The sequence below is a fragment of the Rhodococcus sp. NPDC057014 genome, assembly GCF_042673295.1.
GTDB lineage: Bacteria > Actinomycetota > Actinomycetes > Mycobacteriales > Mycobacteriaceae > Rhodococcus_F.
Genome location: NZ_JBHUSF010000620.1, coordinates 1 through 1,615 on the forward strand (window position 1 = coordinate 1; position 1,615 = coordinate 1,615).

The 1,615-nt window shown below is 66.5% G+C and carries 2 protein-coding genes and 1 pseudogene; 1 reads left to right on the forward strand and 2 read right to left on the reverse strand.

The window, feature by feature from the left end; all coding sequences use genetic code 11:
- Together ACFTZB_RS45495 and ACFTZB_RS45500 are read right to left on the reverse strand one after the other, a co-directional pair.
- The coding region (locus ACFTZB_RS45495; RefSeq protein WP_378442558.1) for a DUF2231 domain-containing protein at positions 1-377 on the reverse strand (377 nt) is incomplete at its 3' end.
- Between the two features lie 49 nt (positions 378-426).
- Entirely contained in the window at positions 427-1,275 is an 849-nt protein-coding gene (locus ACFTZB_RS45500; protein ID WP_378442560.1) for an SDR family oxidoreductase, read from the reverse strand.
- A gap of 125 nt (positions 1,276-1,400) precedes the next feature.
- Between ACFTZB_RS45500 and ACFTZB_RS45505 the strand changes: the two are divergent.
- Positions 1,401-1,615: pseudogene (locus tag ACFTZB_RS45505) on the forward strand (ornithine decarboxylase); the annotation flags it as partial.

The following is a 1,615-nucleotide window of genomic DNA, read 5'->3' on the forward strand; positions in this document are numbered from 1 at the left end:
GCGGCATAGTTCGAAGCCGCGTGGACTGCGCCGATCCGGCGCTCGGCGCCGAGCGTGTCGGCCCAGTCCGACGCGCCGGTGAGTGTGGCCGGCACCGCGGCAAGGGCGCCCAGCCCCACGAGTTTCGTCGCAGCCTGCCGCGCACTCGTGCCCCCGAGGGCATCGAGGAGGCCGGCGCTGACCCACGCGCCGATAGGGACGGTGACCAGAAGAGGGTGCAGAGGGTGTCCGAGATCGGTGCCGGACAACGCATCCTTGATCCGGCCCGCCGGAAGCCATTTGTTGATCGCGGTCACGACCGCGCCCGCGGGACGGTCCAGCGTTTCAGCGTGTTCGAGCCGACGCACACCTCGCTCGAGTACATTCACGTCCACCACATCCCGATTTCCTCTCGAATAGAACACTTTTCGAAGGTCTGGCACGCCGTCAGCCGGGCAGTGTCTCGCCACCCAGTGGGGCGAGCACTTCCCCGGAGTAGTAGGAGGACAGTAGACCGGAAGCGAAGAACACGTAGGACGGCGCGATCTCGTCGGGCTGGGCGGCCCGCCCGTAGGGGGCCTGCTTCCCGAATTCCGCGACCTTCTCCTCGTCCATGGTCGCCGGGATCAGTGGTGTCCAGACCGGTCCGGGAGCAACACAGTTGACGCGAATTCCACGATCCAGCAGGGTCTGTGCCAACGAGTACGTCAACGCCGTCACCGCACCCTTGGTCGCGGAATAGTCGATCAGCGACTTGTTGCCGCGCAGTCCGTTGACCGAACCGGTGTTGATGATGGCGGAACCCTGGCCGAGATGCGGCACCGCCGCTTTCGTTACGTGGAAGTAGCTGTCGATGTTCACCGAGAACGTGCGCCGCCACTGCTCATCGGACAACTCGAGGAAGTCGTCGACCGGTTCCTGGTAAGCGACATTGTTGACGACGATGTCCAGTCCGCCCAGATCCGAGACCGTGCGGGCCACCACGTCACGACAATGCGCCGGCGAGGCCAGGTCGCCGGCGAAGGTGCGGCAGCGTCGCCCTTGTTTCTCGACCAATTCGGCCGTGTGCGCCGCGTCATCGCTCTCCTCGAGGTAGGCGATGGCCACGTCGGCGCCCTCTTTCGCGAACGCCACCGCCACGGCGCGGCCGATTCCCGAGTCGCCCCCGGTCACCAGCGCCCGTTTGCCTTTCAGCAATTCGCTACCCCGGTACGCGCGCATCTCGTCCTGAGGTTCCTCGGCCATGTCCGCGGTGCGGCCGGGGTAGTCGATTGTGTGCGGGGTGTGTTCGCTCATGCACCTCTCCGATCAGTGGCAAGTCACGTGCCGGGTACCCGGCACTCGAATAGGTGAATCGGCGGCGGCACCCGGAAAGCGAGTGGTTGCGAGTTCAACCCGCAGCGACTGGGTACCCGGACCGCATGGATCAGTCACACGCACCGATGTTGGAGGCACTGGCCGACTACCACCGCCGTGACCGGTACGGGTTCACCCCGCCCGGCCACCGGCAGGGCCGCGGCGCCGACCGACGCGTCACGGAGGTGCTCGGGATCGACCCGTTCCGTTCCGATGTGCTCGCCGCCTTCGGTCTGGACGACCGCACCTCGAGCGGCCGCTATCTCGCCGACGCCGAAGA

Coding starts and splice junctions, on each gene's coding strand:
- ACFTZB_RS45500 (WP_378442560.1), bottom strand. CDS start 1,275: ATGAGCGAACACACCCCGCACACAATCGACTACCCCGGCCGCACCGCG.